Annotated in this window: 18 protein-coding genes; 12 read left to right on the top strand and 6 right to left on the bottom strand. The window is 60.6% G+C overall.

Annotated features, from left to right (window positions below; all coding sequences use genetic code 11):
- Nucleotides 1-82: 82 nt before the first annotated feature.
- Together ACT6VE_RS05510 and ACT6VE_RS05515 are read left to right on the top strand one after the other, a co-directional pair.
- Nucleotides 83-1,435 (top strand): calcium-binding protein, encoded by a 1,353-nt coding sequence (locus ACT6VE_RS05510; RefSeq protein ID WP_444797607.1) that lies wholly within the window; start codon nucleotides 83-85, stop codon nucleotides 1,433-1,435.
- Nucleotides 1,436-2,066: 631 nt separating this feature from the next.
- Entirely contained in the window at nucleotides 2,067-3,161 is a 1,095-nt protein-coding gene (locus ACT6VE_RS05515) for a porin (protein WP_444797608.1), read from the top strand.
- 112 nt (nucleotides 3,162-3,273) lie between these two features.
- On the opposite strand, the gene ACT6VE_RS05520 is transcribed toward ACT6VE_RS05515, so the two are convergent.
- Together ACT6VE_RS05520 and ACT6VE_RS05525 are read right to left on the bottom strand one after the other, a co-directional pair.
- Nucleotides 3,274-4,167, bottom strand: coding sequence for an alpha/beta fold hydrolase (locus ACT6VE_RS05520; RefSeq protein WP_444797609.1), 894 nt, complete (start codon nucleotides 4,165-4,167; stop codon nucleotides 3,274-3,276).
- Nucleotides 4,168-4,279: 112 nt separating this feature from the next.
- Complete coding sequence (locus tag ACT6VE_RS05525) at nucleotides 4,280-6,340, bottom strand: lytic transglycosylase domain-containing protein (RefSeq protein ID WP_444797610.1); 2,061 nt, start codon at nucleotides 6,338-6,340, stop codon at nucleotides 4,280-4,282.
- Nucleotides 6,341-6,663: 323 nt separating this feature from the next.
- Between ACT6VE_RS05525 and dapA the strand changes: the two genes are divergently transcribed.
- Together dapA and smpB are read left to right on the top strand one after the other, a co-directional pair.
- On the top strand, nucleotides 6,664-7,548 hold the full coding sequence (gene dapA, locus ACT6VE_RS05530) for a 4-hydroxy-tetrahydrodipicolinate synthase (protein ID WP_444797611.1): 885 nt from the start codon (nucleotides 6,664-6,666) through the stop codon (nucleotides 7,546-7,548).
- A 1-nt stretch (nucleotide 7,549) separates the two neighbouring features.
- Nucleotides 7,550-8,029 (top strand): SsrA-binding protein SmpB, encoded by a 480-nt coding sequence (gene smpB / locus ACT6VE_RS05535; protein WP_444797612.1) that lies wholly within the window; start codon nucleotides 7,550-7,552, stop codon nucleotides 8,027-8,029.
- A 24-nt stretch (nucleotides 8,030-8,053) separates the two neighbouring features.
- Here smpB and ACT6VE_RS05540 read toward each other — a convergent pair whose 3' ends face one another.
- Complete coding sequence (locus tag ACT6VE_RS05540) at nucleotides 8,054-8,500, bottom strand: hypothetical protein (RefSeq protein WP_444797613.1); 447 nt, start codon at nucleotides 8,498-8,500, stop codon at nucleotides 8,054-8,056.
- Between the two features lie 202 nt (nucleotides 8,501-8,702).
- Complete coding sequence (locus ACT6VE_RS05545) at nucleotides 8,703-9,278, bottom strand: LabA-like NYN domain-containing protein (protein WP_444797614.1); 576 nt, start codon at nucleotides 9,276-9,278, stop codon at nucleotides 8,703-8,705.
- A 411-nt stretch (nucleotides 9,279-9,689) separates the two neighbouring features.
- Here ACT6VE_RS05545 and rpoZ point away from each other — a divergent pair, with 411 nt between their 5' ends.
- The 8 genes from rpoZ (at nucleotide 9,690) to era (ending at nucleotide 16,467) form a co-directional block, all read left to right on the top strand.
- On the top strand, nucleotides 9,690-10,094 hold the full coding sequence (gene rpoZ, locus ACT6VE_RS05550; protein ID WP_444797615.1) for a DNA-directed RNA polymerase subunit omega: 405 nt from the start codon (nucleotides 9,690-9,692) through the stop codon (nucleotides 10,092-10,094).
- A gap of 113 nt (nucleotides 10,095-10,207) precedes the next feature.
- Entirely contained in the window at nucleotides 10,208-12,442 is a 2,235-nt protein-coding gene (locus tag ACT6VE_RS05555) for a RelA/SpoT family protein (RefSeq protein WP_444797616.1), read from the top strand.
- 170 nt (nucleotides 12,443-12,612) lie between these two features.
- Nucleotides 12,613-12,765 carry a DUF3563 family protein gene (locus tag ACT6VE_RS05560; protein WP_069059331.1) on the top strand — a complete coding sequence of 51 codons (153 nt, stop codon included), beginning with the start codon at nucleotides 12,613-12,615 and terminating at the stop codon, nucleotides 12,763-12,765.
- Nucleotides 12,766-12,873: 108 nt separating this feature from the next.
- A complete protein-coding gene (locus ACT6VE_RS05565; RefSeq protein ID WP_444797617.1) occupies nucleotides 12,874-13,467 on the top strand; it encodes a DUF2062 domain-containing protein in 594 nt (197 codons plus the stop codon).
- Complete coding sequence (acpS, locus tag ACT6VE_RS05570) at nucleotides 13,464-13,874, top strand: holo-ACP synthase (RefSeq protein ID WP_444797618.1); 411 nt, start codon at nucleotides 13,464-13,466, stop codon at nucleotides 13,872-13,874. Before ACT6VE_RS05565 ends, acpS begins: the two co-directional genes overlap by 4 nt.
- Nucleotides 13,875-13,940: 66 nt before the next feature.
- Nucleotides 13,941-14,711 (top strand): signal peptidase I, encoded by a 771-nt coding sequence (lepB, locus tag ACT6VE_RS05575; RefSeq protein WP_444797619.1) that lies wholly within the window; start codon nucleotides 13,941-13,943, stop codon nucleotides 14,709-14,711.
- The gene (gene rnc / locus ACT6VE_RS05580; protein ID WP_444797620.1) at nucleotides 14,708-15,421 is read left to right on the top strand and encodes a ribonuclease III; all 714 of its coding nucleotides are present in this window, start codon (nucleotides 14,708-14,710) and stop codon (nucleotides 15,419-15,421) included. Before lepB ends, rnc begins: the two co-directional genes overlap by 4 nt.
- A 101-nt stretch (nucleotides 15,422-15,522) precedes the next feature.
- The gene (gene era, locus ACT6VE_RS05585; RefSeq protein ID WP_444797621.1) at nucleotides 15,523-16,467 is read left to right on the top strand and encodes a GTPase Era; all 945 of its coding nucleotides are present in this window, start codon (nucleotides 15,523-15,525) and stop codon (nucleotides 16,465-16,467) included.
- Between the two features lie 61 nt (nucleotides 16,468-16,528).
- Here era and ACT6VE_RS05590 read toward each other — a convergent pair whose 3' ends face one another.
- Complete coding sequence (locus ACT6VE_RS05590) at nucleotides 16,529-18,892, bottom strand: putative bifunctional diguanylate cyclase/phosphodiesterase (RefSeq protein WP_444797622.1); 2,364 nt, start codon at nucleotides 18,890-18,892, stop codon at nucleotides 16,529-16,531.
- Entirely contained in the window at nucleotides 18,879-19,928 is a 1,050-nt protein-coding gene (locus ACT6VE_RS05595; RefSeq protein WP_444797623.1) for a polyamine ABC transporter substrate-binding protein, read from the bottom strand. The genes ACT6VE_RS05590 and ACT6VE_RS05595 overlap by 14 nt, the downstream gene beginning before the upstream one ends.
- Nucleotides 19,929-20,077 lie beyond the last annotated feature (149 nt).

Here is a 20,077-nt window from a genome sequence, read left to right on the forward strand (position 1 = left end):
TACGTTACTTCCCTCTTGGTTCGAATTGATTTTCGTGTAGCGGCATGCAGCATGAAGATCGGAATATGTGAGGGTTAGGGATATGGCTGTTTTTTACGGTTCCGGTGGTACGAAGGGCGTTGGTCTCAATTTTCTTGAAATGTGGAAAGCAGAGGCTCAATGGGAGCCGGGAACGACGACGACAGACGAACTGTATTATGGGGAAATCTGGAACGTCTATGAGAAATATTACTATACGCTCACCGGTGAATTCGAATATATTGTTGATCCAGATACGTTTGAACTGACATCTTTGACTGGAACAGTCACGCAGTTCGATTACCAATGGGAAACGTTTTACGACGATGAGGAGTTGGGTTCCTACAGAATATCGGGATTTAGTCTCGATTTAATCAATTTCGATGGGTCCTTGACTGCCGAGCAGATCGCCGCGCTTATTTTCGACGGCGACGACAGGATCAAGGGGGAGGGGCTTGGCGATTCCCTGTTCGGTTACAACGGCGACGACACAATCATCGGCGGACGTGGCAATGACGATCTCGATGGCGGCGCCGGGCGGGATATCCTGCTGGGCGAGGAAGGGAACGACATCTATCATGTCGATAATGCGCGCGATGTCGTCTGGGAATATGCCGGCGAAGGGCGCGACACGGTCTTTAGTTCCGTTTCCTACACGCTTTCGGAGAATGTCGAGGCCCTGACCCTCACGGGGTCGGAGGCGCTCAATGGCACAGGCAACGCCCTTAACAACACGTTGGTGGGGACAGATGCCGCAAACATTCTCAACGGGCGGGCGGGTGCCGACAGCATGTTCGGGGGGCTTGGCAACGACACGTTCTTTGTCGAGGACGCGCGGGATGTCGTTACGGAAAAGACAAACGAAGGCACAGACCTCGTCAACGCTCTGATAAGTTACGCCCTGGCTGCAAATGTCGAAAATCTCGTGCTGAAGACGGCGAGTGATTTGAATGGCACGGGCAATGCGCTCAACAACGTTATCGCCGGTAATTCCGGTCGCAATACGCTTTCAGGCGCTGCCGGCAACGACACGCTCAAAGGCGGCGGGGGCAATGACAAGCTGGTCGGCGGCCTGGGAGCCGATAAGCTCTATGGCGGTAGCGGCGCGGATACGTTCATCCTGAAGTCCTATAAGGACAGCCTGGTGATCTCGCGTGACACGATCTTCGATTTCTCGCGAACTGAGAAAGACAAGGTCGACCTGTCCGCAATCGATGCGCGTTCGACGGTTTCAGGCAATCAGGCCTTCACGTTTGTCGGAACGAAGGACTTCAGTGAGAAGGCGGGGGAGCTTCGCTATTTCAAGAAGGGCGGCGATACCTTTATATATGGCGACTTGAACGGTGACGCGGGTATCGACTTTTCAATCCGGCTTGACGGTGTGATCGATCTAAAGGGCACTGATTTTATTTTGTAGTGCCGGATGGCGCCATCGAGGCGCCTGCTCCTCATTCAGACGGCCCCGCTTCGTGCGGGGCCGTTGCCGTTTCGGCGCGCTGTGTCGGAAGCGGCGGCGTGACCGACGGCCATGGGCCCCTTGGAGCTATCCTTTCGAGTCGGTTGTCAGGTTCTTCGTGGCCCTCCGCCTAACGACTCGGCTCGAATCGCTTCGCCGAGTCGCGCCTTCCGATTCTCGGTTCCCGCTGGCTTTCGGGCGACGATAGGAAGGGGCGAGCGCGCCAAAACCGCCTGGCCGCCACCTTATAGCGCGGGGTTTGCCCACTTCCTGCCTTGGTTATGGCATTTCCCTCGGCGAGGGTAAGGTCGCTAAGTGCCCGCTTCATAAGGCATTTTGTTAATAATCCATAAACTTTTAGCGATCCGGTTCGCCATTTTGTGTCCTTTCCGCAACAGCGTTGGGCGAAGGCTGACACAAACCCCGCCTCCTTTCAGTTTGGAGATTGCTTACGGAACCGCGTCTTGTATTTTCAACCTCGGAAGAAGGGGCGGTTGATCGTCCGCTTCCTGAACTTGGGTATGGGGCAGGGAACGCTGTCCTTCAGCAAAAAACCCAGACCCGTTTGAAACTTTTTGACTGGAGGTCAGAAATGAACATTAAGAGCCTTCTTATCGGCTCCGCTGCAGCTCTCGCAGCAGTATCCGGCGCCCAGGCTGCCGACGCTATCGTCGCTGCCGAGCCGGAGCCCATGGAATACGTTCGCGTTTGCGACGCATTCGGCACGGGTTACTTCTACATCCCGGGCACGGAAACCTGCCTGCAGATCAGCGGTTACGTTCGTTTCCAGATGAACCTGGCGCAGGATTCTGTTCGGGGCGTTCGTCCGGATGGTAGCATCGTACTGGAAGACGGTTACAACTATAACAGCCGTGGTTACATCTCGCTCGACGCCAAGAGCGACACCGAACTCGGCACGCTGACCGGCCATATCGACCTTCAGGCTGACTCCAACGATGGCGTCACGAAGCTCGACGGCGCCTGGATCCAGCTCGGCGGTTTCAAGGCCGGTTACTTCTACGGCTACTGGGATAAGGGCATCAACGGCGAAACCGACTACAACGACTCCGGTTTCTCGGCGATCTACAATGCCGTTTCCTACACGTATGAAGCTGGTTCGTTCTCGGCTTCGGCTGCGATCGAAAGCTTCAACGACCACGAAGCAAAGAACAACGCCATCGGCATCTTCCCTGCTGTAGACGGTGACTCCAAGTTCTCCGACGACTGGGGCGTTTCGGCTCAGGTCTCGGGTGCCTTCGGTGCCGTTTCCGCTGACCTCCTCGCTTCCTACGACTTCGACGCTGAAGAAGGCGCTATCCGCGGCCTGATCTCGGCCGATCTCGGCCCGGGCCAGCTGCAGGCATTCGCTGTCTGGGCTTCTGGTGCGAACCGTTACTGGAACGCGTCCGAGTGGTCGGTTGCTGCCTCCTACAAGGCACAGATCAACGAGAAGTTCTCGATCACCCCCGGCGTTCAGTACTTCGGTAGCCTGAACCCGACTGGCTTCGGCGGCGCTGGCACGGTTAGCGGTGACTTCTCCGACGAAGACGGCTGGAGAACTGGCGTGACGCTCGATTACGAAATCGTCAAGGACCTGACCACCAAGGTCAGCGTTCAGTATGAAGATTTCGACACGCGCGCAGACTCCAACTTCAGCGGCTTCGTCCGTCTTCAGCGCTCGTTCTAATCTGATCTGACTTCTGTCAGTGATGGGAGACCCGGCTTTCGAGCCGGGTCTTTTTCGTTTGGGCGAGGGGAATGTCAAACCACGCTGTGTGAGCATCGCGTTTCGTCTGCGTTCAGTTGCCGAGCCCTGCCAGAAAGTCCCGGACAGACGAAAAGACGTCCGGATGATGCAGGAGCGGTGCATGACCCTGTCCCGGCGCGGTCACAGTTTTGACGCGCGAGGAGTGTGCGGCCATGCGGGCGAGAGCTTCCTGCGAAAGCAGGCGCGAATGGTCACCGCGCACGACGAGTAGCGGCGCCTTTGCCAGCAGCTCGAATTGCGGCCATAGGGTCGGCAGCGGTTTTGAGAAATCGATCGTCTGCAATTGGTCCGTCAGTTTCGGATCGTAGTCCGTGACAAGATGCCCTTCCTTTTCGGTGTAAAGCGCTTCGGCCATATCGAGCCAGTCCGTACGGGAGAGGGCGGGGAAGGCCGCGCCATGGATGCGCGCCAGCCCGTCAGCCGCTTCCTCGAAATTGGCAGGCGATGACCGTTTGGAGAGATAGTCCCGGATATCCCGCAAGCCCTCGGCCTCGATTTCCGGTCCGATATCGTTGAGGATCGCTCCGGCGATCAGCTCCGGCTTCAGCGCGGCCATGATGTGCAGGATGAACCCGCCTCGCGAGGTCCCCACGAAAATGGCGCGGGAGATGCCGAGTGCGGTGCAGACGGTGATGACGTCGAGGCACTCAATCTTGATATTATAGTTTACCGGGTTTGGATCGTAATCCGAAAGCCCCCGGCCGCGGTAGTCGAGCGCGATGACGCGACGCGGTGCACGGGGGTCTTGCGCGGCGCGCAGCGCAAATTGGTGAAAGTCGCGCACATTGCGGCTGAGACCGGGCAGGCAGATGACGGGAAGGCGGTCCTCGGGCGTGCCCGACCGGTTGCCGGCAGGGTCGTAGACCCGGGCGTGAAGCCTCAGACCGTCTTCAGCGGTGAAGAAGCGGCTTTCAAATAAATCCATGTTTCGATTCCTGTCATGCGCTGCCTATGATGTCGGGGTAGCGTAGAGAGGCCATCTCTTCAGGACAAGGTGTGTGTGGTCATCGCATGGCGAGGAAAGGCTTCCGGCCGAATCAGCGCCCGACGCTGAGATCGTGCACGATATCGGCCGTCTGGCCGAGCCGTGTCTTGTAGACCTGATAGTTCTCCATGACACGCTGCACATAGCCGCGGGTCTCCGAGAAGGGGATGCGCTCGATCCAGTCGACGACCTCATCGATCGGCTTGCCGCGCGGATCGCCGTAGCGGGCGATCCATTGCGGCACGCGGCGCGGGCCGGCATTGTAGGCAATGAAGGTCAGGACGTAAGAGCCGCCGAAATCGCTGATCTGCTCGCCGAGATAGTGCGCGCCGAGCGTTGCGTTATAGGCGGCGTCAGTGGTCAGCCGTTCCTTGGAATAGGCGAGGCCGTAGCGTTTCGCCACACCCTGCGCGGTGCCCGGCATCAGTTGCAGGAGGCCCTGCGCGTTGGCGGGTGAGACGGCGGCGGGGTTGAAGGCGCTTTCCTGGCGGGCGATGGCATAGGCAAGCGCCTTGCCGGAGCCGGCAATATCGGCGCCATCGGGAATGACGCCGATGGGGAAGGCGAGGGCGGCTACGTCGATTCCGCGCCCGAAGGCGATCTTGCCGACCTGCAGCGAGAGCTGGTGATTGGCCCCCTTTTCCGCCTGCGCGGCAAGGAGGGCAAGTTCACCGGGGTTCATCAACTCACCGGCGAGTGCGCGATAAAGGCTTTCGGCACGCCAGCCGTGGCCGGCGGCTTGCAGGCGGGCGATCGCCTTTACGGCCTCGCGCTGGTTAAAGCGTGCGCGCTCTTCCGCCGACGGGGTGGGATAGGAAACGTTGAGTGCCTTGTGACCAAGCCGGGCTCCGGCGAGCTGCCCGTAGAACGTGCCCGGATAGTTGGCAGCCTTGGTGAAATACTCCTTCGCATCACCCGGTCCGCCCTTTTCCGCCGCGCGCCCGAGCCAGTACCAGGCGCGGGATACGGAGAGCGGGCGGTCGGAGGTCTGCAGGATGCGCTGGAAATGGCCAGCCGCGGCCTTTGCATCGCCGAGGTCGCGCAGGGCATACCAGCCGGCGTGGAATTCTGCCTCGACGATGTCCGTCGGGTCATTCGCACCGTGGCGGGCCGCCACCCGGTAGGCATCGCGGTAGTCGCCGAGATCGGCAAGGCCGCGGCTAACGATGCGCTGTTCGTTCCACCATGCACCCGGATTGACGAGGCGCGCCGGATCCTCCGGCATCGCGGCAAAGAGCTTGCCGGCAGCGCGGTATTCTTCCTTGTTGCGAAGGTAGCGTATGCGCAGGAACGTATAGGCCGGATCCTTCTGCCAGTCCGCAGCAACGGCCTTGATCAGTTCGCCGGCGGTCTTGTTTTTGCGGATGACGGCCGCCCAGGCGCGATAGAGCGACTGTGCCTTGCCGAGATCGCCAAAGCGCTGTGCCCGGTCGGCCTGGTCGCGATAGAGCAGCATTTCCATGCGGGCCTTGTGATCCGCGACGGTCAACAGGGGCCCGAATTCATCGAGAACCTTGCTTTCGAGGTCCTTGGAAAGCGTCTCCTTCTGCCAGAAGGACCGCAGGAGTTCGCCGGCGCGCGCCGTATTGCCTGTCGCCACCAGGGCTCGGCAGAGAACGAGAGTGCCTTCTGCCGTTTCGGGGCGTGTTGTGCCAAAGGCCGCGAGAGTGTCGTTGGCCGATGCATTTTCGCGGGCGAGCGCCCGTTCCGAGTTGGCGCGCAGCGCCTTCAGGCCGGGCCAGCCTTTTAGCTCGCGCTGGGCAGCGGCGATTTCCCAGGAGGGCACGCCGCGCTGGCCGGACACGGCAATCGCCCAGGTCAGGATATGGCGGTCGAGGCTGCCGGAGGGCAGGCGGTCTCGTGCGGCCATGGCCGCGGCCGCATCCCGGTTGGAAAGGGCATCGAGGCCTTCGCGCAGTTCAGCGCTCGCCAGCTCCGGAGTATCCAGCCGCGGAATGGCATTGGTGATGACGTCCTTCGACGGCATGTCGGCCGCAAAACCGAGCGGCTTTATCGCGGTGTTTTCCGCCTCCACGGGCGAAGAGCGCAGGGCGAGACCGGCAATTCCGGCAAGCAGCAGGGCGCAGAGGGCAAAACTGTTCGTCGAGATCATATCATATCCCGGATGCCTGGCAGGCGGCGCGTCTGACGGTCACTTTCCACCTGATCTTTGACAATCATTAACCCTTTGTTGCCTTAACGAAACCTTAATGGCAGCCCTCACTAAGCCGTGAAGGTCGCTGCTTTTCAGACGACGGATCACACGAAGCGAATATTCGCGCGTCCAACGTCATTTCCGCCTTGATTGTGCATGAAAAACGCCCGTCGCGGCGCTTGCCGCATGCCTGTCACCCGACTATTGTGCCAGCGTTTTTAACCACGGAATACGGCCAAAGCATGTAAGCCTAACGGCGGCTCTGGCCCCAGGAGTTCTCGATGTTCAAGGGATCCTTTCCCGCTCTCGTCACCCCGTTTACCGATACCGGCGCCATCGACGAAGACGCATTTGCCGCGCATGTCGAATGGCAAATCGGCGAAGGCAGCCACGGCCTCGTACCGGTCGGCACCACCGGCGAATCGCCGACGCTGTCGCATGACGAGCACAAACGGGTGGTGGAGCTCTGCATCAAGATCGCTGCCGGCCGCGTTCCGGTGATCGCGGGTGCCGGTTCGAACAACACGAAGGAAGCGATCGACCTCGCCCAGCACGCCGAAAAGGCCGGTGCTGACGCGATCCTCGTCGTGACGCCCTATTATAACAAGCCGACGCAGAAGGGGCTTTTTGCCCACTTTGCGGCGATTGCCGGGAGCGTGAAGCTGCCGATCATCATCTACAACATCCCCGGCCGCTCGGTCGTCGACATGACGCCGGAGACGATGGGCGCGCTCCACAAGGCACATCCGTCGATCCTGGGCGTCAAGGATGCGACGGGCAAGATCGAACGTGTCTCGGAACAGCGCATCACCTGCGGCAAGGATTTCGTCCAGCTCTCCGGCGAGGACGCAACCGCGCTCGGCTTCAACGCCCATGGCGGCGTCGGCTGCATTTCAGTCACGGCCAATGTCGCGCCGCGTCTTTGCGCGGAATTCCAGAACGCGACGCTTGCCGGGGACTATGCCGGGGCCTTGGAATACCAGGACAAGCTGATGCCGTTGCACAAGGCGATCTTCCTGGAGCCGGGGGTTTGCGGTGCGAAATACGCGCTGAACCGCAGCCGCGGCATGAGCCGCTCCGTGCGCTCGCCGCTGCTGCCGACATTGGAACCGGGCACGGAGGCAGCCATCGACGCCGCCCTTCGCCATGCCGGCCTGCTCAACTGATATGATAACGAAAGCACGCCCGACGACGATCAAGAAGATTGTAGCGGAGAACCGCAAGGCCCGCTTCAACTACGAGATCATGGATACCTACGAGGCCGGTCTGGTTCTGACCGGCACGGAGGTCAAGTCTCTGCGCGAGGGCAAGGCGAACATCGCGGAATCCTACGCCTCGGACGAGGGCGGTGAGATCTGGCTGATCAACTCCTACGTGCCGGAATATCTCCAGGCGAATCGCTTCAACCACGAGACCCGCCGCCGGCGCAAGCTTCTGCTCTCCAAGCGCGAGATCCATCGCCTGCGTATCGCCATCAACCGGGAAGGCATGACGCTCGTGCCGCTGAAGGTCTACTTCAACGATGTCGGGCGAGCCAAGATCGAGCTCGCGCTCGCCAAGGGCAAGAAGCTGCACGACAAGCGCGAGACGGAGAAGGAACGCGACTGGAATCGCCAGAAGGGGCGTCTGCTGCGCGACCGCGGCTAATCCCCCTTCTTCGGCTTTTTTCTTTTAGAACTGGCTGTAGAGCTGTGCGATCACCGACTGCTGGGCGGCGCGCGCTGCCTGCGCGCCGTTGGTCTCGGCAGGCACGTCCGGCGACGGAGCGGGGTTGGCGCTCGGGGTCCGCGTGAGGAACGACGACATCAGGCTGTTGAATTCGGTGCTCTCGATGGCGAGGCGTGCGGTCGGGTTGCGCTCGGCAGTAACACGCGCGTCCGTCGTCGCCTGCGAGGGCGGGACTGCGTAGGCGGGCAGAGTGGAGATGCCAGGCAGGCCATTCGGCGCATAGAGGAAGCTCAAATCGCCAGCGTCTTCCGCCGTTTCCGAAGGAGTCGAAACCTGGGTGACCGGCTGCGGCAGGGCAAGCGCGGCAAGGGCCGCGACGGCCGGCCGGGTTTCGAGCGCGCTCGATGCGGCCCGGTAGCTGTTTGCCGAGAAGGATACTGCGTCCACCATAGTTCTGATGTTCCAATGCGAAATGACTGTCCGGTATTGGGAATATCAGGGGAGTCTTGAGGAACCTTAATGCAGGGCGGTGGCAATTGATTCGATGTTTAACGAAGCCTTGAAGTGGCTGGTTTTCAGGCCGTTGGAATGAAAAAAGAAAACCCCGGCTGTTTCCAGCCGAGGTTGCATGTTCTTTTCTGGAGCTCCCGGCTCACTCAGTGGCGGTTTCCACCGGCTCGACAACCCGTTGCGGGCGTTCGGACGGGTCGCGGCCGATTTCCGCCTTGAGCGTGCCGAGATCGATGAAGTAGTCGGCCTGGCGACGAAGGTCGTCGGCAATCATCGGCGGCTGGGTCTGCATGGTCGAGACGACGGAGACCTTGCGGCCCCTGCGCTGCAACGCTTCAACGAGCGAGGTGAAATCGCCGTCGCCGGAGAAGATGACGAAGTGGTCGACCGTCTCCGACTGCTCCATCGCATCGATGGCAAGCTCGATATCCATATTGCCCTTGATCTTGCGGCGGCCGAGCGAGTCGGTGAATTCCTTGGCGGGCTTGGTGACGACCTTGTAGCCGTTATAGTCCAGCCAATCGATCAGCGGGCGGATCGACGAGTACTCCTGGTCCTCGATGAGCGCGGTATAATAGTAGGCGCGCAGGAGATAGCCGCGTTTCTGGAAAGCCTTCAGGAGTTTCCTGTAGTCGATATCGAAACCGAGTGTTCTGGATGCCGCATAGAGATTTGCGCCATCGATGAAGAGGGCGATTTTCTCGCGAGGATCGAACATGTCAGGCAATCCTTGAAATGGATGTTGAGGTAAATGGGCGGGTTTCGACAAAGTGTTATCCGCTCCGGATGCAATATCCAGTTGAATTAACTCTTTTTCATATAATCTTCATTTAGGGCAGTGCAGCGCGCTTTCCAAGCAAACTTAAGTTGCGCCAGTGATTTTTCCCACCGATTTCGTGTCGGCAAAACCGGGGCGTGCCAAAATGAAGAATAGTTCCCGCGTCTTAACGTATTTATCGTATATTTCCGTTTTCGACCTCCCGTAACGTCAGTGTTCAACCGGAAATTACATGGGCAACCTTACGACACCCATTGCCGGACGTGCGGGCAAGGAAAAACTTGAATTTTGCGCCCGATGCCTGTATCGGGCATGCAAACTCCTGAAATTCTCGATCACAAAGGACAGGCAATGGCCCGTGTCACCGTTGAAGATTGCATTGACAAGGTAGACAACCGCTTCGAGCTGGTTCTTCTTGCAAGCCATCGCGCCCGCCTCATCTCGCAGGGCGCTGCCATCACCATCGATCGCGATAACGACAAGAATCCCGTCGTGGCGCTGCGTGAGATCGCTGACGAAACCCTTTCGCCCGACGACCTCAAGGAAGACCTGATCCACTCCCTGCAGAAGCATGTTGAAGTGGATGAGCCCGAGCCCGATCCGGCAAGCCTGGTTGCTGACGCCGATTCCGCGACGGCCACGTCCAGCGAGGACGAGGACCAGCCGGAAACGATCACCTTCGACCGCATGTCGGAAGAAGAGCTGCTCGCCGGTATCGAAGGTCTTGTTCCGCCGGAAAAGAGTGACGATTACTGATTTCGGTCTCTTTACCGAAACCTTTGATATTGCGAATGTCGGTGCGCCCCTCATAGGATCGGGGCGCACTTTTTGTTTGCCCCCGCGAGTGCGGGGAAGGGAGCCGACCGAGGATGATGCGTCAATATGAACTCGTCGAACGGGTTCAGAAGTACAAGCCGGACGCCAATGACGCCTTGCTGAACAAGGCCTATGTCTATGCGATGCAGAAGCATGGTCAGCAGAAGCGGGCGAGCGGCGACCCCTATATTTCGCATCCTCTCGAAGTCGCCGCCATTCTCACCGACATGCGTCTCGACGAATCGACCATCGCGGTGGCGTTGCTGCACGATACGATCGAAGACACCAGCGCGACCCGCGCCGAGATCGACGAGCTGTTTGGCGAGGATATCGGCGCGCTCGTCGAAGGCCTCACCAAGATCAAGAAGCTCGATCTTGTTTCCAAGAAGGCCAAGCAGGCTGAAAACCTGCGCAAGCTGCTGCTCGCCATTTCCGACGATGTGCGCGTGCTGCTGGTCAAGCTCGCCGACCGGCTGCACAACATGCGCACGCTGGACCATATGTCGCCGGAAAAGCGTGCCCGCATCTCGGAAGAGACGATGGACATCTATGCGCCGCTCGCCGGCCGCATGGGCATGCAGGATATGCGCGAGGAACTGGAAGACCTCTCCTTCCGCCATATCAATCCCGAAGCGTTCGAGACCGTCACGCGCAAGCTGCAAGAGCTCTCCCAGCGCAACGAAGGCCTGATCCGCAAGATCGAGGACGAGTTGCGCGAGCTGCTCGTCACCAACGGTCTCGAGGATGCGCTGGTCAGGGGCCGCCAGAAGACGGCCTACTCGGTCTTCCGCAAGATGCAGTCGAAGTCGCTCTCCTTCGAGCAGCTCTCCGACGTCTACGCTTTCCGCATCCTGGTCGATGACATTCCCGGCTGCTACGCGGCACTCGGTATCGTGCACACGCGCTGGCGCGTCGTGCCGGGCCGGTTCAAGGATTACATCTCGACGCCGAAGCAGAACGACTACCAGTCGATCCACACGACCATTGTCGGTCCTTCGCGCCAGCGTATCGAGCTGCAGATCCGCACCAAGCGCATGCACGAGATCGCCGAATACGGTATCGCCGCGCATTCGCTCTATAAAGACAAAGACAAGGACGCGGCGAACGGCGAGGTCGTCCGGTCGCCCCGCTCCAACGCCTATACGATGCTGCGCCGGACGATCGAGGCACTGGCGGAAGGCGATAACCCGGAGGAGTTTCTGGAGCATACAAAGCTCGAACTTTTTCAGGATCAGGTTTTCACCTTCACCCCGAAGGGCCAGCTCATCACCTTGCCGCGCGGCGCAACGCCCATCGACTTTGCCTATGCCGTCCACACCAATATCGGCGACACCTGCGTCGGCGCGAAGATCAACGGCCGAATCATGCCGCTCGTCACGCGCCTCAGCAATGGCGACGAGGTGGAAATCATTCGCTCCGGCATCCAGGTGCCGCCGCCGGCCTGGGAAGAAATCGTTGTCACGGGCAAGGCGCGCGCCGCCATCCGCCGTGCCACCCGCGCTGCCGTGCGCAAGCAATATTCCGGCCTCGGCTACCGCATTCTTGAACGCACCTTCGAGCGGGCGGGAAAATCCTTCTCCCGCGATGGCCTAAAACCCGTGCTGCACCGCCTTGGCCAGAAGGAGGTCGAAGATGCGATCGCCTCGGTCGGCCGTGGTGAACTCTCCTCGCTCGACGTGCTGCGCGCCGTTTTCCCGGACTATCAGGACGAGCGCGTAACGGTGAAGCCCAGCTCGGACGACGGCTGGTTCAACATGCGCAGCGCCGCCGGCATGGTGTTCAAGCTGCCGGGCAAGACAAAGGCGGCCCTCGACGCGGCTGCGTCGGAAACCGGTCCCGAGGCGCTGCCGATTCGCGGCCTTTCCGGCAATGCCGAAGTGCATTTCTCCGCGGGCGGCGCCGTGCCGGGGGACCGTATCGTCGGCATCATGGAGAAGGACAAGGGTATCACCATCTACCCGATCCAGTCGCCGGCGCTGCAAAAGTTCGATGATGAGCCTGAGCGCTGGATCGACATACGGTGGGATCTCGACGAGGCGAACAACACCCGCTTCATGGCGCGCATCGTGATCAACGCGCTGAACGAGCCGGGCACGCTCGCCGAAGTCACCCAGACGATCGCCACCAGCGACGTCAACATCCGCTCCATGTCGATGACGCGCGTGGCGACGGACTTCACCGAGGTGCATATCGATCTCGAGGTCTGGGATCTCCGCCAGCTGAACCAGTTGATGGGCCAGCTCAAGGAGCTTCAGTGCGTCTCGACGATCAGCCGCGTCTTCACATGACAGTTTCTATGCAAAATTGTGGCAGCCTGCCTTGAATAAGGCAGGTTTGCCCAAGATTTGACCAGTCGATATGCGCGAGTTGCATGGCTGTGTTGGCATAGTGGCGCTGGTGCCTTTGGGGTGTTGATCCTATCTTCTGTCTCGGGAGGTCAACCTTAAGAGGTTTACCAATGTTGAAGCAGATCAAGAACTTTGCCCGCGCCCTGCGCGTACCGAATGCCGACGACCGCGAAATGGCCTATCTCAACGGCGCCATCGACCGGATCGACCTGGAATACCGCCAGCGTCAGATCGACCGCGGCCTCTTCCGCAAGTCCTACTAAAATCCACGGACCCGTGTGGCGCACCGCAAATGCGCCACGGCGACCGCCGCTGCTGGCGCCATGAAGGCGCCATTGAAATGCCACTAACGGATCGGCTATGTCTGCATCATGTTGTTCAGACGCCGAAAAAAGGCCACATGGGCCGCCCGGTTGCGGGAATTCTTCTGGCCGCGCAAGGGGTTGACGCGTCCGGCGCGCTACCTCTCCAAGCGAATCCTGCGCCTTTCAGCCTCGCCGCATGCGGTGGCTGCGGGTGTCGCGGCCGGCATCTTTTCAGCCTTCACGCCGCTTCTCGGTTTCCACGTCTTGCTGGCGCTTGCGCTCGCCTACCTGATGGCGGGCAACCTGCTCGCGGCTGCACTTGCGACGACCATCGCCAATCCACTGACCATCCCGCTCATCGCACTGGCGACTTTCCGGCTGGGTGAGGTGCTGCTCGGCATCTCGACCGCCGAGGCCGTCACGGCTGGCGAGCTTTTCCATCGGTTGGAACATCTCGAACTTTCCGAACTCTGGCAGCCGGTGCTGAAGCCGATGCTCATGGGCGCCGGCATTCTCGGTACCCTGGCGGCTGTGCTTGCCTATGGCGCCACGCGTTTCGTCGTGCGCTCCTTCAGGGCGCGCCGTCATGCCCGCCTTCTGGAGCGCGCCGGCATTGCAGCGGCCACGCCCGTCCTTTCCCGTGGAGACAACACCCTATGATCATCGGCATCGGCAGCGACCTCATCGACATCCGCCGGGTGGAGAAGTCGCTGGAGCGTTTCGGCACGCGCTTCACGGAGCGCTGCTTCACCGACATAGAACGGGCGAAGTCCGACGGGCGCAAGAACCGAGCGGCCTCCTATGCCAAGCGGTTCGCCGCCAAGGAGGCCTGTTCCAAGGCGCTTGGCACCGGGTTGGCGCAAGGCGTGTTCTGGAAGGACATGGGCGTCGTCAACCTGCCGGGCGGCAAGCCGACCATGCGGTTGACCGGGGGCGCTCTGGAGAGACTGGCGCAAATGCTTCCCGCGGGCCATGAGGCGCGCATCCATATCACCATCACGGACGACTTTCCGCTGGCGCAAGCTTTCGTGATCATCGAGGCTCTGCCGGCCGCAACGCCCGGATAACCGGCTTTCGCGTCTTTTTGACCGATGCGATTTCCAACCGACAACCTTTCCTCTATAGAGGGCCTCATGTTTGCAGATAAGGACAGATCCGGCGTGGCAGAGAAGACTGAAAAGGCCCAGAGTGGCCTGTGGGAAAACGTCAAGGTCATCATTCAGGCGCTGCTGCTTGCCGTGGTGATCCGCACCGTGCTTTTCCAGCCCTTCACCATTCCGTCGGGCTCGATGATGCCGACGCTGCTCGTCGGCGACTATCTCTTCGTCAACAAGTTCTCCTACGGCTATTCGAAGTACTCGCTGCCGTTCTCGCCGAACCTGTTTTCCGGCCGCATTTTCGCAAGCGAACCGACGCGCGGCGACATCGTCGTCTTCCGCTTCCCGCCGAACCCCGACATCGACTACATCAAGCGTCTCGTCGGCCTGCCGGGCGACCGCATCCAGGTGCGCGACAGCGAGCTCTTTGTGAACGGCGTGGCGGTCAAGCGCGAGCACAATGGCTTCTTCCGCGCCGACGACCAGTACGACACGGGCGAAGACGTGCCGGTGTTCCGCGAAACCATGGACAACGGCGTGACCTATGACACGCTGGACACCCGTCCGGGCACTGTCGGCGACAACACGCGCGAATTCATCGTGCCCGAAGGCCATTACTTCATGATGGGCGACAACCGCGACAACTCGGCCGACAGCCGCTTCGACGTCGGTTTCGTTCCGGCGGAAAACCTGATCGGCCGCGCAAGCCTGATCTTCTTCTCGCTCGGCAACGACACGTCCTTCAGCGAAATCTGGAAGTGGCCGACGAACCTGCGGTGGGACCGCCTCTTCAAGGCTGTTGAATGAAAGGCGCTATCCCGCTGAACGCAATGAACCGCAACGTCCTCGAAGACCTGATCGGCTACGTCTTCACCGACAAGGATCGGCTTGATCGCGCGATCACGCATGCGAGCGCGCGTCCGGGCAAGGGCAGCAATTATGAGCGGCTGGAATTCCTGGGCGACCGTGTGCTCGGGCTCTGCATCGCCGAGATGCTGTTTCGGACGTTTCGCGATGCAAAGGAGGGTGAGCTTTCGGTTCGCCTGAACCAGCTCGTCAGCGCCGAAAGCTGTGCTGCCGTCGCGGATGACCTCGAGTTGCATCGCTTCATTCGCACCGGCGCGGACGTCAAGAAACTCACCGGAAAAGCCATGCTGAATGTGCGGGCCGATGTGGTAGAGTCGCTGATCGCCGCGATCTATCTCGACGGCGGGCTGGAAGCGGCGCGGGGCTTCATCCTGCGCAACTGGCAGGGCAGGGCGGCGCGCGCGGAAGGTGCGCGGCGCGATGCCAAGACCGAATTGCAGGAATGGGCGCATGCCCGCTTCGGCCTGACGCCGAACTACCGCGTGGACGAGCGGGCAGGGCCGGATCACGACCCGCGCTTCACCGTGACGGTGGATATCAAGGGCGTCGCGCCGGAAACCGGCATCGACCGCTCGAAACGGGCCGCCGAGCAGGCGGCCGCGACGAAGATTTTGGAACGCGAAGGCGTCTGGCCGAAGGGCAGCGCCTAGAGCAATTCCAGCAAAAGTGCTGTGCGGTTTTGCTTGTCGAGAATTGCTAGAAAACAAGGGATGGAGCATTTCGCGGAAATGCCCCAGGATTGACGGATATCATGACCGAAGAAAACACAAACCCCGCTGAAAGCAGCACGACCGACGCTGGCCCGACCCATTCCGGCTTCGTGGCGCTCATCGGCGCCACGAATGCCGGCAAGTCGACGCTCGTCAACCGCCTCGTCGGCGCGAAAGTGTCGATCGTCAGCCACAAGGTGCAGACGACGCGCGCCATCGTGCGCGGCATCGCCATCCACAACAACGCGCAGATCGTGTTCATGGACACGCCCGGCATCTTCAAGCCGCGCCGCCGGCTCGATCGCGCGATGGTGACGACCGCCTGGGGCGGTGCCAAGGATGCGGACTTCATCATGTTCCTGATCGACAGCGAGCGTGGCCTCAAGGGTGACGCCACGGCGATCCTGGAGGGCCTCAAGGAGGTCCACCAGCCGAAGATTCTTGCCCTGAACAAGGTCGATCGGGTGAAGCCGGAAGACTTGCTGAAGTTGGCCGCCGCCGCAAACGAGGTGGTCAAGTTCGAGCGCACCTTCATGATTTCGGCGACCACCGGCTCAGGCTGCGAGGACGTCATGGATTACCTCGCCGCCGAGCTGCCGGAAGGGCCGTGGTACTATCCGGAAGACCAGATTTCCGACCTGCCGATGCGCCAGCTCGCCGCCGAAATCACCCGCGAAAAGCTGTTCCTGCGCCTGCATCAGGAGCTTCCCTATTCCTCGCATGTCGAGACGGAGAAGTGGGAAGAGCGCAAGGACGGCTCGGTGCGTATCGAGCAGGTGATCTATGTCGAGCGCGACAGCCAGAAGAAGATCGCGCTTGGCAAGAATGGCGACGCCATCAAGGCGATCTCCACGGCCTCGCGCAAGGAACTGTCGGAAATCCTCGAACAGACCGTGCACCTCTTCCTCTTCGTGAAGGTGCGCGAGAACTGGGGCGACGACCCGGCCCGCTTCCGCGAGATGGGCCTCGAATTCCCCAGGTCCTGACGGACCTTCTATAGCGGTAAAGGGACAGAGATTCGCGGGAAGCCGCGAGTCGTGAAAATGGTCAGGCGCGGAAGCGCCTGTCCGGGCTGTGGGCGGCCTCGCGGGCCTTTTCCACGAGCCGCTGCATCGCCCAGATCCCGATCTCCTCGAGGGAGAGGGGGCGGCTGATCAGGTAGCCCTGGTAGAGATCGCAGCCCGCAGCGGCAAGCAGCGCCATCTTCTCCGTCGTATCGACGCCTTCCGCGATCACCGACATGTCCTGCGCGTGGCAGAGCGCGATGAGCGCGCGTAGTGTTGGCAGGGCGGCAGAGCGGGAGAGGCTTTCGACGAGCTCCCGGTCGAGCTTGATGGTCTCCGCCGGATATTCGATGATCTGCTGCACGGAGGTGTAGCCCGCGCCGAAATCATCGATCGAGATGCGGAAGCCACGGGCGCGCAGGATTTCGATATTGCGGCGCGACTGTTCGCCGAGTTTCACGGCAAAGGTTTCCGTCAACTCGATCTCGATCAGGCGGGTATCGATGCCGTGCCGGTCTGCGCATTCGCAAAAATGGGTGCTGATCGACTTGGTATAGAGCTCTGCCGACGAGATGTTGATGCAGAGGATCGTCTCAGCGCCGAAGAGCTTCTTGAGCTGGGCATGCTGGCTCATCGCCTGGTTGATCACCCACCAGTCGATCTTGCTGAACAGGCCGGTGGTTTCGGCGATCGGGATGAATTCGTCCGGCGTCACGCTGCCGAGCACAGGAGAATTCCAGCGCAGCAGCGCCTCGCAGCCCGTCACCTTGCCGTGGCCATCGACGATCGGCATGTAGACGAGATGGAACTCGTTGTCCGGCTCGAGGAGGCGCAGCTCTTCCTCGATACGGGTTTGGCGGTTGCGTTTCTCGTGCAGCGAGCGGGAGTAGCGCGCCGACCCGTTCTTGCCCTGGGATTTGGCCTGGTACATGGCCGCGTCTGCATTGGCGACGAGTTCGGGCAGCGTCAAGGCATCTTCCGGATAGACGGCGATACCGATGCTGGCGGTGACCGGATAGGCCTTTTCCAGCACCTCGAAACCCTCGGCGAAGAGCGCAAGAATGGCGCTCGATATTTCCGTGATCGTACCGCCGCCCGGCTGGCAGCGCAGCATGATGGCAAACTCGTCGCCGGATAGCCGGGCGAAGAGGCCGTTCGGCAGGCCGCGTTCGAAAACGATGCGGTCAACGATGGTCGAGACGCGGTCGGCCAGCGTCTTCAGCAGTTCGTCGCCGATCTTGTGGCCGTGTTTGTCGTTGACGAACTTGAAATTGTCCACGTCGATGAACAGCAGCGTGCAGCCGATATCTTCGGCTTCCGCCTCTTCGAGGATCTGCGTGGAGCGGATGTTGAAATATTCGCGGTTGGAAATGCCGGTCAACGTGTCCGTCCAGGAGGCGTTCTGCACGAGGTCGAAGGACTGTATGGATTGGTCGTGCAGCCGCTTGACGTTTGCCGAGAGGCGGCCGATTTCTCCAATTTCGTTCATCTCCGGCAGCGCGCTGCGGTTGCCGGTCATGACATCTGTCAGCTGCCGGTCGAGCCGGGCGATCGGATTGGTGATGTAGCGGCGCACCAGGCCGAGCACGAGAGCGATCGTGCAGAGGCTCAGTGCCACGGCGCCGAGGGCGAGCAGGGATTTCAATGTCGAGAGGCGGCTTTCCAGGAAGGCTGCGTCGGGCGTCAGGCGGGCGAAGAGCGAGGGGCTCAACGACGCCGTTGCCGAGAGCGCGCCCTGCGCCAGGAATTGATGCTGGCCGATTTCGATCGTCGCGCCATATTCCTTTTCAAGCGCCCGCTTCATGTCGAGAAAGGCCTTCGGCCGCACGGCAGTCTGCACGAGGATCGCGCCACGCTTGGCGCTCGCCACGGGCCGATTGAAGGTCAGCGGGTCGATGAATTCCGAATGCACGATCAGCGGCTCGATTTCGGGCACATTGACATAGGCCCAGGCGGAGAGCCGCGGGCTATCGATCATCTGGCGGGCATGATCGAGCTGCTGCTGTGTGATTTCGGCAAACGGATCGTCGCTGTCTTCGAAATAGTAGTCGACGGTCAGCGGCGGGCGGATGATCGCGACCGAGATGAAGCGCTTGCGGTCGTCGGAGAGCGAGGTGATGCTTTGCTGTAGTCGTACGCCGAGCGCGGTGTTGCGATAGGCGGCATCCGGCTCGTTGACGAAGAGGCGCACCGCGCCGCCTTCGACGAGCGAGTAGATGAAGCTGCGGTTCTGCGTCACGTCGTTCTGGAAGACGGCGGTGAGCAAACCCATCTGCTGCCAGAGGCGAGCCCGCTCGAGCCCGAGGATCGATGAACTCTGGAAATAGTAGATAAGCGAGGCCGCGAGCACATAGCCCGCCAGGACGACCGGAAAAATGAGGGAGAGGGCGCGTTTACCGAGCGTCACTGAATTGAGCCAGACTGCTGATGATGCGGCGGCGGGCCTGAACCGACTGAACGGTCAGCTCCTCCTGAAACTGGCTCTTCGCCAGGATTTCCGGTGCGGCATAGATTTCGGGATTGGATCGCATGTCTTCCGGCAGCAGAGCGAGGGCCGTCGTACTTGCGGTCGGCATGTTGAGTTTGACGGCGTTGCGCGCGCCGTTTTTGGCGTTGCTGATGTAATCGACGAGCTTCAGCGCCAGGTCCTTGTTCTTCGAGCGCTCGCTGACGGAAATGCAGTCGAGCCAGGAAAGCGTACCTTCCTTCGGCACGACATAACGCCAGAGGCCGGGCGTGTTGACCTTCTCGTTCAGCGTATACTGGTCGCCGCTGTAGCCGAGCGCCATATGGATGTTCGGCCCCTTGTCGGCACTCTGAATCGAGGTGACGACGTAGTCGTAGGTCAGCACATAGGGCGCCTGCGCCTTCATCAGTTCGTAGGCGGCCTTCAGCGTTTCGTTGTCGTTGGCGTTCACCGACTTTCCAAGCAGAACGAGCGGTGCGACGAACGCCTCGGCATGGTCGTCATACATAGCGATGTGGCCGCGCAGGCTTTCGTCTGGCGCCATCATCTCGCCCCAGGAGGCCGGCGGCGTGGTGATCTTGTCGGAACGATAGAGGATGCCCATCGTGCCCCAGAGGTAGGGCACGCCGTAACCGCCGCAGCGTTTCGTCCAGTCTTCGGTATAGTCTTTCAGGGATGGAACATTCTGGGTGTTCAGCGTCGCGATGATACCGCGGTTGCCGTAAAGCTTCGCGCCGTTCTCGTTGGTCACGACAACATCGACATTGCTGTTCGGATCGGCGAGGATTTCATCGCGCACATCGCCGCTGTCGTAGAAGGTCTGGCGGACCTCGACGCCAGTCTCGGCCGCAAAGTCGGCGAGGATCTTCTCGTCGATATATGTTTCCCAGATCAACAGGTTAAGCGTTGCCGCGCCTGCGGGACCTGCTGCCGCAAGGGTCGTCATTGAGACTGCTGCAAGACATATTCCGCGCATGTCGAAGGCCCCTTTGCCGCTACGTCGGGCAGGATAGTCGGCAAGACTTTATGAAGGGTTACAACCCAAGAGCCGGTCGTGCCCTATGTTCAACCATGGCATGGTTCTAGCGAGGGCCACCGGACGTGATATATTGTGGACGTGCCCGC

The organism is Shinella sp. (assembly GCF_052438155.1).
In the GTDB taxonomy this organism is placed as follows: Bacteria; Pseudomonadota; Alphaproteobacteria; order Rhizobiales; family Rhizobiaceae; genus Shinella.